Genomic DNA, 18,403 nt, shown 5'->3' on the forward strand with positions numbered 1-18,403 from the left:
CTTACGCCTGTCCGAGATCGCCCAACGCCAGATTGAAGTGCTGGCCCAGCTCACGCCGGTGAACCGGATGCTCCATCATCGACACATGGTCGCCGTTGACCTGGCTGACGCGGACGGTCGCCGGCGGCAACAGCCTATCCCATCCCAGCGCGGAAGCGTCTTCGCGGCAATATCCCGCCTGCTTGATCTTCTGCCAGTACGCCTGGAACTGCTCGTTCTGCGAATTGGCGGAAACCTGCTCCTGCTTCGCCTTGAACAGATGGATCTTGAGCGATGCAGGCTGCACCTGAGTCGCTTCCACCAGCTTGGCGTAATGGTGTCGCTGTTGCCAGAGGGCCGCCTCGTCGGCCACTTCCGCACGCTGAGTCTTGATCCCGGCGCGTTGCACGGCCGCTATCGCCTCCGGTAACGGCAGCTCGGCCAACTGCTGACAGAACTGCGGATCCGGCCTCTCCTGCGTGGATTCCACCCAGTTCAGCAACAGCTGGACCGGGCTGTGCATCGCCTCCACCGGCCGCAACGTGTCAATCAGCCCCAGGAAAGCGACCGCTTCCCCGCTCGATTGCAGTTGCTCGGCGATGGCATAGGCCAACACCCCGCCGGAAGAGTACCCCGCCAGATGGTAGGGTCCCTGCGGCTGCACTTCGCGAATCAACGCCACGGCGCTGGCGGCCATGTCGCTCATGGTCGCCGGCTTCTCCTCCACCGCCGGCCACGGCACAGCGTAGACCGGGAAGCTTTCATCGATCTCCTTGGCCAATTCAAATACATAAGAGTGATCGCCAAAGCCGGTCGGGACGAAGAACAGCGGCGGTCGGCTGCCGCTGCTGCGAGCCGGCACCGCTTTGCACAGCGGAGCCTCGGCGGTGCGACGATCGATCCGTTCGGCCAATTCGGCCAAGATCGGATGGTTGAAGATCGCCTGTACCGGCAAGGTGATGCCTTGCTGACGCAGTTGGCTGGAGAGACGCACCGCCAGCAGTGAATGGCCGCCGAGCTCGAAGAAATTGTCGTGGCGTCCTATCTGGCCAATCTCTAGCAGCTCGCACCATGCCCGCGCCAGCGTCGTTTCGGTCTCACCCTGAGGCGCCGCATACTCCCGAGCGCCGACTGCCGCACACTCCGGCTCCGGCAAGGCGCGCCGATCCAGCTTACCGTTGGCGGTCAACGGCAGCGCATCCAGCCAGACATAAGCCGACGGCACCATGTACTCCGGCAACCGTTCGCTCAAATAGGCCCGCAACTGCCCTTGCAGCGCGCTGCGTTCCCCCTCGGCCGCCGGTACGATCCAGGCGACCAGGCGCGGGTGGTGCTCCGTCGAACAAACCTGCACCACCGCTTCCCGCACCCACGGGCTCGCTGCCAGCTGCACCTCGATCTCGCCCGGTTCGATGCGGAACCCGCGCAACTTGACCTGCTGGTCGCACCGCCCTTGGTATTCAAGACAGCCGTCCGGCAGATAACGCGCCAGATCGCCGGTACGATACATGCGGCCGCCGCCGACCGGGTTGAACGGATCGCTCAGGAAACGCTGCGCCGTCAGTTCCGGCCGGTTCAGGTATCCCAACGCCACCCCCACGCCGCCGATGTGCAGTTCTCCTATCGCCCCCATCGGCACCGGGCGCCCACGGGCGTCCAACAAGTACGTGCGGGTATTGCCGATCGGTTTACCAATCGGCAAACGCGCCTCCCCTTCGGCCCGCTCGATACGCGCCGTGGTCGCAAAGGTCGTGGTTTCCGTCGGCCCATAGGCATGGATCAGTTGCACCGGCCCTTGTTCTTGCAGCAACCGCGCATAAGCGCCCGGATCCTCTTTCTCCCCCCCGCTGATCAGATATTTCAGCTGCGCCAGCGCGCCGCTGATGCTGTGCACATACTGATTGAACAACGCGGTGGTCAAGAACAGCGTGGTGATGCGATGACGCTGCAGTTCGGCCGCCAGACGTTCGGCTTCCATCATGACCTCCGGCGCTATCACCACCAGCGCACCGCCGTTCAGCAGGGCCGCCCACACCTCCATCGTGCTGGCGTCAAACGCCGGGTTGGCGGCAAAGGCAACGCGGTCTTCAGCGTCAAAGGCGGCGTAGCGATTGTTGCGCACCAAACGAGTAATGCCCTGGTGCGGCGTCATGACCCCTTTCGGCGTACCGGTCGAACCGGAGGTATACATGATGTAGGCCGTCGTGCCGCTCGACAATCGCAACGCCGGATTACCGTCATTGCCTTCGCAATCCTCGACCGGCAGCTGCGGAATGCCCTCATTGCCGGCGGTCTCTGCCAGCATCAGACACGCGCCGCTGTCATTGACGATCCACGCCTGACGCGCGGTCGGCAGTTGCGGATCGAGGGGCACATACGCCGCACCGGCCTTGACGATCGCCAGTTGGGCGCAAACCAGTTCGATGCTGCGCGTCAGCCGCACCGCGACCCGATCGCCCGGTTGTACGCCGCGCTCAATCAGCCGGTGCGCCAACCGGTTAGCGCGCGCATTCAACTGCGCGTAACTGAGCTGCCGCGCCCCCTGGATCACGGCGACGGCCTGTGGCGTCAACTGCGCCTGTTGTTCAAACAGTTCGTGCACGCAGGTATCCGCCGGGTAAGGTTCCGTCGTATGATTCCAACTGCACAGCTGCAGCGCATACTCCTCATCCGGCATCACGTCCAGTTCGCAGATCGGTGTCTGCGGCGCCTCTTCCAGCGCCTGCGCCAAGGCGCTCAACGCCTGCGCCATGTAACCGCACACGCGCAGCGCTTCAATCGGCTGTCTGACCTGCGCCGTCAGGCCCAACGAATCGCCGCCGTCCTCGACCGACAGCACGAACGGATAGTTGGTGCGTTCCTGGCTATCCAACAGCGTCACGCCGGCCGGCAAGGCAGTCTCCTCGCCGCTGTTATGCCGATAGTTCAGCAGGGCGCTGAACAGCGGCGTGCCCGCGGCGACGCCGCTGCAGCGCTGCGCCAAGGCCAGCGGCGCATGCTCATGGGCCAGCAGTCCGCTCAGCCGGATATGCGCCTGCAACGCCGCCGATTCTGCGCCAACCTCATTGACATCCAGCCGCAGCGGCAAGGTGTTGATAAACAGTCCGAGCGCCCGTTCCGCCCCGTCTCCGGCCTGCATGCGGCCCAGCAACACGGTGCCGAACACCACCTCATCGCGGCCGGTGGCGCGCGCCAGCACCTGCGCCCAGGCCAGATGGCACAGACTGGCCAGGCTGACGCCCATCCGTCGCGCCTGCCGCCGCAGCTGCTGATTGAGCGCATGCGGCAATGCCAGGTGCGCCGTCGAGATATCTCGCCCTTCGCCATGCACATCGCTCAGGCCGAACGGCAGCGACGGTTCATCGATATCCGCCAGCAGAGTGCGGAAGAACTGCTCGTGTTCAGCGTTGCTGACGCCGAGCCGCGCCTGCGCCACCGCGTTGCGGAACGGCGGCGCCTTGGCCAATTCGTCTCCGCGTCCGGCCAGGATCAGATTGATTTCCTCCTGCATCACCGCCAGGGTCGAGTGGTCGCCGATCAGGTGATGCCACTGCTGGAGCACACACCAACTGCCCTCCTCTTCCCGTGCAGCGACAAAGCTCAGTAACGGCGCGCGCGTCAGGTCTGGCCGTACGCGGCGCGGATCAAACAACGCCGTCAGCCGCGAACCGATATCGCCCTGCGCCGGATCGAGCCGCAGTTCTTGCAGCGACAACTCGGCCTTGCGCCACACCACCTGCACCGGCGAAGACACGCCCTGGGTGATGAACGCGGTGCGCAGAATGTCATGGCGGTCGATCACCTGCTGCATCGCCGCCAGCCAGGCATCCAGACGCGCACGGCTGTCGAAACGCAGCACCGCGGACAGCTGGTACGGATCGCCCTGCTCCGCCAGCAGATGGTGGAACAAAATCCCCTCCTGCAGCGGCGACAAAGCGTAGATGTCCTGTACGTTGGCCACACCGCCCGGCACCTGCGCCACCACCGCGTCGATCTCCGGCTGGCTCAGCGCCGCCAGCGGCAACATCTCCGGCGTAATGGAAGCGCAACCCGGTTGGATACCGTTGGCCGGCACGCTCACCTCTTGCTGCGTGACCAATGTCTGCGCCAACGTCGACAGCGTCGGCGCGGTGAACAGCGTTTGTACCCCGGCGCTCAACCCCACACGGCGCAGCTGCGCCATCAGTTTGACCGCCAGCAACGAATGGCCACCCAGTTCGAAGAAGTTATCGTGACGTCCTACACGCTCAATGCCCAGCAACTCGCGCCAGATCCCCGCCAGCAGCGTTTCCAGCTCGCCTTCCGGTTCGGCGTAAACCTCACGCACGTAGGCGTCCTCTTGCGGCTCAGGCAGCGCGCGCCGATCCAACTTGCCGTTCGGCGTCAGCGGTAGCGTATCCAGCGCAACCCAGGCCGTCGGCAGCATAAACTCCGGCAACATGCCCGCCAGATACTGCCGCAGCGTCACCGCCAACGTCTGGCGGTCCGCTTCAGCCTCCGGCACCACCCACGCCACCAGCCGTTTATTGTTCGCTTCGCCGAGGACATCCACCACCGCTTCGCGCACCGCCGGATGACCAGCCACTCGCGCCTCGATTTCACCGCATTCGATGCGGAAGCCGCGAATTTTCACCTGCCGATCGTTACGGCCTTGGTAGTCGATATTGCCGTCCGGCAGGTAGCGCGCCAGGTCGCCGGTACGATAGATCCGGTCTCCGGGATTGAAGGGATCCGCCAGGAACCGTTCTGCCGTCAGTTCGGCGCGATTGAGATAACCCAATGCCACGCCGGCACCGCCGATATAGAGCTCACCGGTGGCCCCGAGCGGCACCGGCTGCAAATGCTCATCCAGCAGATAGATGTGCGTATTGCCGATCGGCCGGCCGATCGGCAGGCGTTGCCATGGCCCCACTTGTTCAACTATCGCCGCAGTGGCGATAACGGTGCCTTCCGTCGGCCCATAGGCATTGACCAGACGCACCGGCCCCGCCTCTTTCAGCATACGAGCAAAGGCGTGCGGATCCGCGGCTTCACCGCCGCTGATCAGATATTTCAGCTGCGCCAACGTCGCGGCGATGCTATGGACATATTGGTTAAACAACGACGTGGTCAGGAACAAGACGTTAATCTCTTGCCGCACCAGCGCTGCCGCCAACGCATCGGCATCCGTCAACACCTCCGGCGCAATGATCGCCAGACTGGCGCCATTGAGCAACGCGCCCCACATTTCCAACGTGCTGGCGTCGAATGCCGGATTAGCGGCGAAAGCAAAGCGATCGCCGCGTTCGAACGCCGCAAACCGATTGTTAATCGCCAGTCGGAGGATGCCTTGATGCGTCACCATCACGCCTTTAGGCGTGCCGGTCGAGCCCGAGGTATACATGATGTAAGCCGGTGCGTCGCCGGCGCGAGCCACCGCCGGATCGTGGGTCGGATCCTGCCGCAGACGATCGATACGCAGACATTCGATCTCGCCGGCTATCTCGCGATCGAGATCGCGATCGCACAGGATCAACGTCGTTCCGCTGTCGCCGATGATCCACGCCTGCCGCGCAACAGGCAGGTGCGGATCGAGCGGCACATAAGCGGCGCCCGCCTTGAGGATCGCCAACTGGGCAATGACCAGAGAGAAACTGCGTTCGAGCGACGTGGCCACGCGGTCGCCGGGGCGTACACCCTGTCCGATAAGTTGGTGTGCCAGTTGGTTAGCGCGGGCGTTCAATTGCGCGTAGCTAAGGCTGTCCGCCTCGTTTACCAACGCGATGGCATCCGGCGTACGCCGCGCCCACTGTTCAAACTGGGCGTGAACAGGGTTCTGCGCCGGATAAGCTTCCGCGGTTCGGTTCCAGCCATACAACAGCAGTTCGCGCTCGGCAGCCGGCAGCAGATCGATATGCGAAGCAGACTGCGAAGCGTTTGTCGCCATCGCCCGCAGCACCTGCACCAGATAGGCGCCGTAACGCTCGGCGGTGGCGCGATCGAACAACGCCGTGGCGAAGTTCAGCGTGCCGCTGATGCCTTCGCCGGTATCGGCCAGATCGAGCGTCAAATCATACTTGGCGATCCGATAGCCCAACTCGGCGCTCTCGGCCTGCAGTCCAGGCAGCGGAATATTGCGCACCGAGCCGTCCTGCCAGGCCAGCATCACCTGGAACAGTGGGGTATAGCCCAGATGGCGCGGCGGGTTGACCAGCTCCACCACCTGCTCGAACGGCAGATCGCGGTTTTCCTGCGCCGCCAGCACCGTGTGGCGGATCCGTTCGAGCAGCGTCGGCAGAGCCGGATCGTCGCGAAGATCGATGCGCAGCGCCAGCGTGCTGACGAAGAAACCGACCAGCGATTCGGTTTCCAGCCGGCTGCGGTTGGCCTCCGGCGTGCCGATCACCAGCTCCTGCTGTCCGGCCATGCGCGCCAGCACCAGACTCCAGGCCGCCAGCACCGTCATAAACAGCGTGCCGCCATGCTGTCGGCTGAATTGACGCAGCGCCTGCGTCAACTCGGCGTCGATCGCGATCGGCACTTCTGCGCCGCTGAAAGACTGCACCGTCGGGCGCGGCCGGTCGGTCGGCAACGTCAGCAGCGCCGGCGCATCGCTCAGCGTTTCACGCCAGTATTGCGCCTGCGCCGCCAGCCGTTCCGGCGTCAGGTAGCGACGCTGCCAGGCGGCGTAATCCGGGTATTGCAAGGTCGGCGGCGGCAGCGGATCGGCCTCGCCGCGACGGAAAGCGCCGTACAGCACGCCCAATTCGCGCAGCAGTATGCCGGTCGACCAGCCGTCGGAGACGATGTGATGGCAGGTGAGCAGGAACAGATGCTCCTCATCCGCCAGGCGGAGCAGCGCGGCGCGCACCAGCGGACCGGAACTCAGCTCGAAAGGCGCCTCCGCCAGGTGCTGCGCCAGTTGCCGCGCTCGGCTTTGGGTATCCTGCTGCCCACGCAGATCGTGAACCGTCAACGGCAGCGCGTCTGCCGGCAGAATGTGCGTCTGCGGCTGCCCCTCGACGGTGATAAACCGGCTGCGCAACGCTTCGTGACGGGCATAGAGCGCATCCAGACTCTGCCGCCAGGCAGGCAGATCCAGCTCGCCGCGCAGGCTCAGCGCCAGCGGGATATGGTAAGTTTCACTCATTCCCTCCAACTGGGTCAGGAACCACAAGCGCTGCTGAGCAAACGACAGCGGCAATGCGGCGTCGCGCGGCAGAGCTTCGATCGGCGGCAGCGCTTCACTCGTCCTTTGCAGTTGCTGCGCCACTACGTGCAGCGTCGGATTGGCGAACAGGGTCTGCAACGGCAGCTGCCATTCCATCTGTTGCAGACGGTTGGTCAGACGTACCGCCAGCAGCGAGTGGCCGCCCAGTTCGAAGAAGTTATCGTGGCGGCCAACCCGCTCCACGTTCAGCAACTCGCGCCAGATCTCCGCCAGCAGCGTTTCGCGCTCACCCTGCGGCGCTTCGTACGCCGCCTGGCTCTGCATCCCCTGCGGCTCCGGCAGCGCCCGCCGGTCCAACTTGCCGTTCGGCGACAGCGGCAACGCCGCCACCACCACCCAGGCCGACGGCACCATGTAGTCCGGCAGCGCCGCGCTCACATGCTGCCGCAGCGCGCCCGCCAGCGTCTCTTCCGCCACGTCCGCCGCCGGCACCACCCACGCCACCAGCCGTTTGTCGTCGCCCACCGCGCGCGCATCCACCACCGCTTCCCGCACCGCCGGGTGCGTCGCCAGCGTCGCTTCTATCTCGCCGCATTCGATGCGGAAGCCGCGGATTTTCACCTGCTGGTCATTGCGCCCCAGGTACTCGATGTCGCCGTTCGCCAGATAGCGCGCTACGTCGCCGGTGCGGTACATGCGCCCGCCCGGCGCGAACGGATCGCTCAGGAAACGCTCCGCCGTCAAGTCGGGCCGATTCAGGTAGCCCCGCGCCACCTGCACCCCGCCGATATACAGCTCGCCCACCGCCCCGAGCGGCACCGGCTGCCCGTGCTCGTCCAGCAGATAGATGCGCGTGTTGGCGATCGGCCGACCGATCGGCACCGACACCCGGTCCGCCTCCCGCGAACAGTGCCAGGCGGTGACGTCCACCGCCGCCTCCGTCGGCCCATACAGGTTATGCAACTCCGCCTGCGGCAGCCGGCGGTAAAACTCCGCCACCAGCGCCGCCGGCAGCGCTTCCCCGCTGCACATCACCCGCACCACGTTGCCGCAGCGCGTCGCCGCCTGCTCATCTGCCAGGAAGCTTTGCAGCATCGACGGCACGAAGTGCAGCGTGGTGACGCCGTACTCTTCGATAGCGCGGCTCAGGTAGTCCGGATCCTTGTGCCCTTCCGGCTTCGCCATCACCAGGCGCGCGCCGACCATCAGCGGCCAGAAGAACTCCCACACCGAGACGTCGAAGCCGAACGGCGTTTTTTGCAACACCGTGTCCGCCGCCGTCAGGCCGTAGGCCTCCTGCATCCACACCAGCCGGTTGACCACCCCGCGGTGTTCGTTCATCGCGCCCTTCGGTTTACCCGTCGAACCCGAGGTGTAAATCACGTACGCCAGGTGCGACGCCTGCGCGCGCCGTTCCGGGTTCTCGGCGCTCAGCGTCTCCGGCAACGCCGCCTCCAGCGCCAGCTGCGGCGTCGCAGGCTCGCCCAGCGCCGCCCGGCCGGCGGCGTCCGCCAGCAGCAGCACCGGGTCGGCATCCTGCAGGATGTACTGCAGGCGCTCGCCCGGATAGGCCGGATCGAGCGGCACATAGGCGCCGCCGGCCTTGAGGATACCGAACAGCGCCGTCACCATGTTCAGGCCGCGTTCGGCGCACACCGCCACCCGGCTGTCCGGGCCGACGCCGCGCGCTATCAGCGCGTGCGCCAGCCGGTTGGCGCGGGCGTTCAGCTGGGCGTAGCTCAGGCTTTCTGTTCCACTCACCAGCGCGATGGCGTCCGGTGTGCGGCGCACCTGCTGCTCGAACAGCGCCGCCAGGGTCTGATCCAGCGGGTAGTCACGCTCGGTGCGGTTCCAGCCATGCAGCAGCAGTTCGCGTTCCGCCTCAGGCACCACCGCCAGTGAACATACCGGCGTTTCCGGTGCCTGCTCCAGCGCTTGCGCCAGCGAGCCCAGCGCCTGCGCCATATAGTCGCACACCCGCTGGGCATCGACCGTCTCTGTCACCTGCGCCGTAATGCCGAGCGAATCGCCGCCGTCCTCCACCGACAACACGAACGGATAGTTGGTGCGCTCTTCGGCGCTCAACAGGCTGACGCCTTCGGGCAGCGACACTGCCTCGCCGTTGTTATGGCGATAGTTGAGCAAGGCACTGAACAGCGGCGCCCCAGGGCTGACGCCGCTGCAGCGCTGCGCCAATGCCAGCGGCGCATGTTCATGCGCCAGCAGCCCGCTCAGCCGCACGTGTGCCTCTCTTGCCGCCGCCTCCGCGCCTCGCCGATCGATGTCCAGGCGCAGTGGCAATGTGTTGATAAACAACCCCAATGCCCGTTCCGCGCCTTCGCCGCCCTGCAGGCGACCCAGCAATACGGTGCCGAACACGACCGCGTCTCGCCCGCTGACGCGCGCCAGCACCTGCGCCCAGGCCAGATGGCACAGGCTGGCCAGGCTGACGCCCAGCCGCCGCGCCTGACGTCGCAATCGCAGATTCAGCGCCGAAGAGAGCGCCTGGTAGCGGCTGACGATTTGCCGTCCTTCACCATGCACATCGCTCAGGCCAAACGGCAGCACCGGCTCGCTGATATCCGCCAACATGTCGCGGAAGAAGCTTTCATGTTCTGCTTCGCTGAGCGTCAGGCGCGCCTGCGCCACCGCATTGCGGAACGGCTGGGCGGCGCCAAGCCGTGCGCCGCGACCGGCGAGGATTTCGCTGACCTCTTGCTCCATAAAGGCCAGCGTGGAGTGATCGCCAATCAGATGATGCCACTGCTGCAAGGCGCACCACCGGCCATCCTCCTCTTGCGCGACGGTAAAGTTGAGCAGCGGCGCACGGGTCAGATCCTGTCGCTGATGCAGCGGATCAAAACCGGCCGCCAACTGTTGCCAAACCGGGCCGTCGGCCAGATCGAAACGCCGCTCGCTCAGTGCCAGTTCGGCCTTGCGCCACACCACCTGCACCGGCGAAGACACGCCCTGCGTGATGAACGCGGTGCGCAGAATGTCATGGCGATCGATCACCTGCTGCATCGCCGCCAGCCAGGCATCCAGGCGCGCGCGGCTGTCGAAACGCAACACCGCGGACAGCTGGTACGGATCGCCCTGCTCCGCCAGCAGATGGTGGAACAAAATCCCCTCCTGCAGCGGCGACAAAGCGTAGATGTCCTGTACGTTAGCCACGCCGCCCGGCACCTGCGCCACCACCGCGTCGATCTCCGGCTGGCTCAGCGTCGCCAGCGGCAACATCTCCGGCGTAATGGCGGCGCAACCCGGCAAGATGCGGTTTTCCGGTATGTCGATTTCCCCTTGCGCGCTCACCGCCTGCGCCAGCGCCGCCAGCGTCGGCGTTGAGAACAGCGTCTGCACGTTCGCCGCCAAACCGGCACGCCGCAGTTGAGCCATCAACTTCACCGCCAGCAGCGAGTGGCCGCCCAGTTCGAAGAAGTTATCGTGGCGGCCAACCCGCTCCACGTTCAGCAACTCGCGCCAGATCTCCGCCAGCAGCGTTTCGCGCTCACCCTGCGGCGCTTCGTACGCCGCCTGGCTCTGTATCCCCTGCGGCTCCGGCAGCGCCCGCCGGTCCAACTTGCCGTTCGGCGACAGCGGCAACGCCGCCACCACCACCCAGGCCGACGGCACCATGTAGTCCGGCAGCGCCGCGCTCACATGCTGCCGCAGCGCGCCCGCCAGCGTCTCTTCCGCCACGTCCGCCGCCGGCACCACCCACGCCACCAGCCGTTTGTCGTCGCCCACCGCGCGCGCATCCACCACCGCTTCCCGCACCGCCGGGTGCGTCGCCAGCGTCGCTTCTATCTCGCCGCATTCGATGCGGAAGCCGCGGATTTTCACCTGCTGGTCATTGCGCCCCAGGTACTCGATGTCACCGTTCGCCAGATAGCGCGCTACGTCGCCGGTGCGGTACATGCGCCCGCCCGGCGCGAACGGATCGCTCAGGAAACGCTCCGCCGTCAAGTCGGGCCGATTCAGGTAGCCCCGCGCCACCTGCACCCCGCCGATATACAGCTCGCCCACCGCCCCCAGCGGCACCGGCTGCCCGTGCTCGTCCAGCAGATAGATGCGCGTGTTGGCGATCGGCCGACCGATCGGCACCGACACCCGGTCCGCCTCCCGCGAACAGTGCCAGGCGGTGACGTCCACCGCCGCCTCCGTCGGCCCATACAGGTTATACAACTCCGCCTGCGGCAGCCGGCGGTAAAACTCCGCCACCAGCGCCGCCGGCAGCGCTTCCCCGCTGCACATCACCCGCACCACGTTGCCGCAGCGCGTCGCCGCCTGCTCATCTGCCAGGAAGCTTTGCAGCATCGACGGCACGAAGTGCAGCGTGGTGACGCCGTACTGTTCGATAGCGCGGCTCAGGTAGTCCGGATCCTTGTGCCCTTCCGGCTTCGCCATCACCAGGCGCGCGCCGACCATCAGCGGCCAGAAGAACTCCCACACCGAGACGTCGAAGCCGAACGGCGTTTTTTGCAGCACCGTGTCCGCCGCCGTCAGGCCGTAGGCCTCCTGCATCCACACCAGCCGGTTGACCACCCCGCAGTGTTCGTTCATCGCGCCCTTCGGTTTACCGGTCGAGCCCGAGGTGTAAATCACGTACGCCAGGTGCGACGCCTGCGCGCGCGGCGCCGGGTTCTCGGCACTCAGCGTCTCCGGCAACGCGGCCTCCAGCGCCAGCTGCGGCGTCGCGGGTTCGCCCAGCGCCGCCCGGCCGGCGGCGTCCGCCAGCAGCAGCACCGGGTCGGCGTCCTGCAGGATGTACTGCAGGCGCTCGCCCGGATAGGCCGGATCCAACGGCACATAGGCGCCGCCGGCCTTGAGGATGCCGAACAGCGCCGTCACCATGTTCAGGCCGCGTTCGGCGCACACCGCCACCCGGCTGTCCGGGCCGACGCCGCGCGCAATCAGCGCGTGCGCCAGCCGGTTGGCGCGGGCGTTCAACCGGGCGTAGCTCAGGCTTTCCGCGCCGCTCACCAGCGCGATGGCATCCGGCGTGCGGCGCACCTGCCGCTCGAACAGCGCCGCCAGCGTCTGATCCAGCGGGTAATCACGCTCGGTGCGGTTCCAGCCATGCAGCAGATGCTCCCGTTCGGCGAGCGGCAGCAAATCGATATGGGATACCGATCGCGGGTTATTCAGCGTCATCGCCCGCAGCGCCTGTACCAGGTAAACGCCGTAACGCTCGGCGGTGGCGCGATCGAACAACGCCGTGGCGAAATTCAGCGTGCCGCTGATGCCTTCGCCGGTATCGGCCAGATCGAGCGTCAGATCGAACTTCGCCGCGCTGTATTCCAGCCCGGCCAATTCGGCCTGCAGCCCAGGCAGCGGAATATCGCGCACCGAGCCGTCCTGCCAGGCCAGCATCACCTGGAACAGCGGGGTATAGCCCAGATGGCGCGGCGGGTTGACCAGCTCCACCACCTGCTCGAACGGCAGATCGCGGTTTTCCTGCGCCGCCAGCACCGTGTGGCGGACCCGTTCGAGCAGCGTCGGCAGATCCGGATCGTCGCGAAGATCGATGCGCAGCGCCAGCGTGCTGACGAAGAAACCGACCAGCGATTCGGTTTCCAGCCGGCCGCGGTTGGCCTCCGGCGTGCCGATCACCAGCTCCTGCTGTCCGGCCATGCGCGCCAGCACCAGGCTCCAGGCCGCCAGCACCGTCATAAACAGCGTGCCGCCATGCTGTCGGCTGAATTGACGCAGCGCCTGCGTCAACTCGGCGTCGATCGCGATCGGCACTTCTGCGCCGCTGAAAGACTGTACCGTCGGACGCGGCCGGTCGGTCGGCAACGTCAGCAGCGCCGGCGCATCGCTCAGCGTTTCACGCCAGTATTGCGCCTGCGCCGCCAGCCGTTCCGGCGTCAGGTAGCGACGCTGCCAGGCTGCGTAATCCGGGTATTGCAAGGTCGGCGGCGGCAGCGGATCGGCCTCGCCTCGACGGAAAGCGCCGTACAGCGCGCCCAATTCGCGCAGCAGTATGCCGGTAGACCAGCCGTCGGAGACGATGTGATGGCAGGTGAGCAGGAACAGATGCTCCTCATCCGCCAGGCGGAGCAGCGCGGCGCGCACCAGCGGCCCCTGCGTCAAATCGAACGATTGAGTGGCCGCCTGACGACACAGCGTTTCAGCCTGCGCGGGGTGACGTCGCAGATCGTGGAACGCAAGTGGTAACCCGTTTGCCGGCAAAATCTGTACCTGTGGCCGATCTTCCCTGGTGATGAACCGGCTGCGCAGCGATTCGTGGCGCGCATAGAGCGCGTCCAGCCCCTGTTGCAACGCCTGCCGGTCCAACCGACCGCGCAGCCGCAACGCCAGCGGGATATGGTAGGTTTCGCTCATCCCCTCCAACTGGGTCAGGAACCACAGACGCTGCTGAGCAAACGACAGCGGCAATTCCCCATCGCGCGCCACCGGCAGCATCGGGATCGATTCCTGCGTCGGCGCAACCTGCAGCGCCTGGGCCAACACGTGCAACACCGGACTGGCGAACAGCGCCTGCAACGGCAGCTGCCATCCGGCCTGTTGCACGCGGTTCGCCAGGCGCACCGCCATCAGCGAATGCCCGCCCAGTTCGAAGAAGTGGTCGTAACGGCCAATCCGTTCTACGCCCAACAGCTCATGCCAGATAGCCGCCAACAGATTTTCTGCCTCGCCCTGCGGCGGCGCATAGGCCTCGCGCGCACAGGCGTCGACCTGCGGCACCGGCAGGGCGCGCTTGTCCAATTTGCCGTTGCCGGTCAGCGGCAACGCCTCCAGCCAAACGTAAGCCGCCGGCACCATATAGTCCGGCAACCGCGCCTGCAGATGCCGGCGCAATTCGGTCGCCAGCGTAGCGCGTTCCGTCTCCGGCGCCGGAACCACCCACGCCACCAGTCGCTTATTCCCGTCGCCATCGTCGATAGCGTCCACGGCTACGCTGCGCACGCGCGGATCGGCGCTCAGCTGCGCTTCCACCTCACCGCACTCGATGCGGAAGCCGCGGATTTTCACCTGCTGGTCGTTGCGCCCCAGGTATTCGATATCCCCCCCCGGCAGATAGCGCGCCAGATCGCCGGTGCGATACATGCGCGCACCCGGCGCCCGGTTGAAAGGGTCTTCGAGAAAACGTTCCGCCGTCAATTCGGGCCGGTTCAGGTACCCTCGCGCCACCCCTTCACCGCCGACGTACAGTTCGCCGATCGCCCCCATCGGCACCGGTTCGCCATCGCCGCCCAGCAGATACAGCCGCAAATCCGGAATACGGCAGCCGATCGGGCTGGCGACGATCGCCGTATCCTGCGCCGACAGCGGCCGGTACGTCACGTGCACCGTGGTTTCGGTGATGCCGTACATGTTGACCAATCGCGTCTGCCGGTTCTCTGGACGAGCAAACCACGGCGCGAGATCGGAAGGCTTCAGCATTTCACCACCGAACACGATCTCGCGCAGCTGATGGCGCGCTTCGCTGTGTGCCTGAGCCTGGATAAAGGCTTTGAAGGCGCTCGGCGTCTGATTCAGTACCGTGATGCCGCTGCGGCAGACGAAATGATAAAAGTCCGGCGCCGAACGGGCGATCTCCTGCGGTACGATGAACAGCTGGCCGCCATACAACCAGGCGCCCCAGATCTCCCAAACCGAAAAGTCGAAGGCGAATGAGTGGAACAGGCACCACTTGTCGGCGGCGCTGAAGTTAAACCAGGCGTTGGTGGCGCTGAACAAGCGCGCGACCTGGCGATGCTCCACCATGACCCCTTTCGGTTTGCCGGTCGAACCGGAGGTGTAAATCACATACGCCAGGTGTGATGGCCGCACCTCGACGTCCTGCAGATCGTCGCTTTTCCCCGTCAACGGCTGTTCCAGCGCCAATACCGGCACCTCGCAGCCGCCCAGCGCTTGCCTGCCAAGTTCATCCGCCAACAGCAGCACCGGCGCGGAGTCCGCCAGGATGTACTGTAGCCGCTCTCCGCTATAGGCGGGATCCAACGGCACATAGGCGCCGCCGGCTTTGAGGATCCCCAGCAACCCGGCCAGCATCGGCAGACCGCGTCCGGCGCACAGCGCCACCAGACTGTCCGGTTGTACGCCAAGCTCTACCAGCCGATGGGCCCATCGGTTCGCCCAGGTATTCAATTCAGCGTAAGTCAGGCTGTCGTCGCCGTATGTCATCGCCGTCGCATCTGGCGTGCGTTTGACCTGCGCTTCGAACAGCCGATGCAGACACGCCGCCGGCGAGTGCGAAGCAACGGTGTGATTGAGGCTCTGCAGCAACTGCGTGCGTTCTTCCTCGGAAACCAGATTGAGTTCGCCGATGGTGCGACGATGAGAGCCCGCTCTCACCGCGTCGTTGAGCAGCATCAGCAGATGTTGCGTCGCACGCAACATCTGTTCGTCAGCCACTGAGGCGGCGTCGTATACCCAACGGAAGGCGCCGTCAGCCTTGCAGATTTGCAATACCGCGCGCGAGCCGGAAGCCATGATGGCAGCCACGCCCTCGTCTTCAGGCTGCAACCCTGTCTCTGAACGCCGGCTGACGATCGATACCGCCGTCGGCCAAGCTTGGGGCGCCCGCAGATCCGCATCGCCCGTCAGCAACGCGGGATGATAATCAGCATGAGCGCGCAACCGGCCGTATTCTTGTTCCAGCGCGGCCAATGCCTGCTGGAAATTGTAGGAGTGATCAACTGAGACCTGCAGCGGCAGCACGCGCGCGCTCAGGTGAGCCCAACGTCCCCAATCCCGATCGTTCGACGTAATCCAACCCAGCTGAAAATCGGTTTCATTACACATGCGCGCCAGATAGAGGGTTGCTGCCGCCAGCACCTGCTCGCCGGCAATCTTTTCCAGGCGCTGCCAGGCCGTGGCCTGCCAGCGTGCGGGAAGGTCCGCCCGGCGGTCAGGCCCTGGCGGGAACGGCGCCGGATAAAAGCGTGTCAGACGCGGTTGCCAGAAAGCGGCGCTGTCAGCGCTGGCGCCATACGCCGCGCCTAACAGCGAAGCTTCGGCATCGCTAAGCGTCGGCAAGACCGAGCCGACAGACAGGCCGCAGGCCTGCGCCAGCGCATCACCCGGCTGAATCGAGCCGTCGGCGCGCAAGAACGGCCCGACGCGCACCACGCCGGGATGCGCGGCGATCTCCCAGCCGTCGGTCTCGATGCGCAGCAGGGTGCCGGGTTCGGCCTGGCGTTCATCGCTCACCGCCAGCAGCGTCGTCACGCCCAGCACGCGCTCCGCCAACAGTATCTTCGTCGCGCATCCCGCGCCATGGCTCAGCGAGCTCACCAGGCGCTGCAGCGCCTGAGCCGGGCGATCCCAACGGATGATGCCGCCGGCAGGCGGTTGCCGCCGGTTGGCGTAAAAGCTGCCGCCGGCCTCGGCATCCGCCAACGTCGCCACTTGCCGATCCAACGCTTCGATCGTTCCCGTCGTTGAAGCGTTCAGCGCGCGTAAAATGAACTGGAAACGACGCTGCAAAACATCCAGATCGTCTAATGAATTTGCATAGGCGGCGTCAGAAAAAGTGACGTCCAGTTCATTCGCCTGCTGGTCTTCATACAGCATAATCTGTAGATCGCCGGACGGAATATTGCCACCGTAATACCAACGGGTGCGGCATCCCCAGAAAGGATCGCCGTGGTCGAAAGAAACGATGTTAATTGAAGGGCCAAACCAGGCGGAATCCGTCGCGCCATTATCACGCCGAATATCCTCCCCGCGATATAATTGATGGCGAACCACTTTCGCTATTTCAGCCGCCACTTTCTGGATAAATTCAGCCAGACTTAGTTGAGGTTCAACCTTAATAATCAAAGGGACAACGTTAGAGGTCATACCAATACTGTTTCGTTCCCTTGTCCCGGTCACCGGCATGCTGAAATTAAGATATTCGCTGCCGGTTAAGCTGTAGAAACATAATGCTACGGCGGCGGCCAATATATGCGCACGGTGTACGCCGATATTGTCGGCCTGCCGCTGCAGCCGATCCAGGGCGTCTTTTTCCAGCAGCTGCGTGTTGTGGTGCATCGCAGCGTCCGGCGTCAATACGGCCCTGCGTGACAAGCTCTGCGGCGCGGCGGCGGTGTATTCCCGCCAAAACGCCTGATCGGAAGAAAAGCGCGAAGAGTCGCGGTACTTGATGTCGTTTTCATACAGCAGAGAGAAATTGCAGTTGGCGAATTCAGGGATGACGCCGCCGGACGCCAGCGCGTTATAGTAAGCCGCGATGCGCCGCATCACTTCCTCAGCGCTGCGGCCGTCGGTGATCATATGGTGGAAACGGCGATAGAGGATGTAGCGCTGTGGTGCGAGCGTAATGACATAAAAACTAAAAGGTTCTTCTCCCGTAGCGCGGCGCGGCAGCGCCGAATCCGCCACCATCCAACGTCTGGCCGCCTGCAGAGGATCGGGCTCCTTGCTGAGATCGAGCGTGAACAGCGGCTCATGTGTACGTGGCGCGCGGTATTGATAAAGCTCACCGTCTTTTTCCACAAAATGCGCTTGCAGAGCCGGCGTTTCTTCGACGATGGCGTCGATGGCTTGCCGCAGCAGTTTAACGTTGAGCGGCCCGTCGACCTGTCCGTAGCCCCAGATATTGAACGACAAATCTTTGGAGATGTTTTCCCCCAGCCAGAGTTCACGCTGGGCGGTTGTTATTTCATGCAGCTCAACTTTCTCCGTTGCGGCCTGAGACCCTGCACGGAATTCCCCACTCTTCACATCAGTTTGTTTGTTCATAATATTCTCTAGCACGTTTTCATTACGTTAATGAAATAGACCGTCAGGATTTAGGCAAAGACTGGCCGCCCGACAGTTCAAGTCAGAATAAAAAAACCGTAGAAAAGCTGGGTCTCCCCCAACTAAGAAAGGATAGAATGGCTAATCCAGAGGTCCCCCCTGTGCCTCAATTTGCTGAGCTGTGAAGTATAGGAGAGGATATTTTTTTTGGCGAAACGTGCGAAAGGGAATAAATGACCATTTTATTTCCCCGATATTACTCAGGGATGACGAGGGTATTGAACTTGTATTAACCTGAGATGATTAGAGAATAATTAATATTTTTTTGTATTATTCACCGAGGTTAATATGCAGCAATTCTTACGATAAGAGCCTCTCCATATCAATAAGTTATACTTTATTGTTTGAAAAACAATAATTAATAATTTAATTAATTCATTGTCATCGAAATTTATGCCCGGTTTTATCGGCAGCGGCTCTATCGCTTTTTGTTATAACAATGGGAAAAATTATGCTGAAAAAATTTTGCGTTTTTTCGTGCGCAAATCAACGGCA

The 18,403-nt window shown here is 64.1% G+C and carries 1 protein-coding gene; it reads right to left on the reverse strand.

Going from position 1 to position 18,403, the window contains the following annotated elements; genetic code table 11:
• Position 1: 1 nt before the first annotated feature.
• The gene (locus tag CPH57_RS24800; protein WP_096242632.1) at positions 2–17,848 is read right to left on the reverse strand and encodes a non-ribosomal peptide synthetase; all 17,847 of its coding nucleotides are present in this window, start codon (positions 17,846–17,848) and stop codon (positions 2–4) included.
• Positions 17,849–18,403: the final 555 nt, after the last annotated feature.

It is taken from the genome of Serratia sp. JKS000199, from assembly GCF_900215455.1.
GTDB lineage: Bacteria > Pseudomonadota > Gammaproteobacteria > Enterobacterales > Enterobacteriaceae > Serratia > Serratia ureilytica.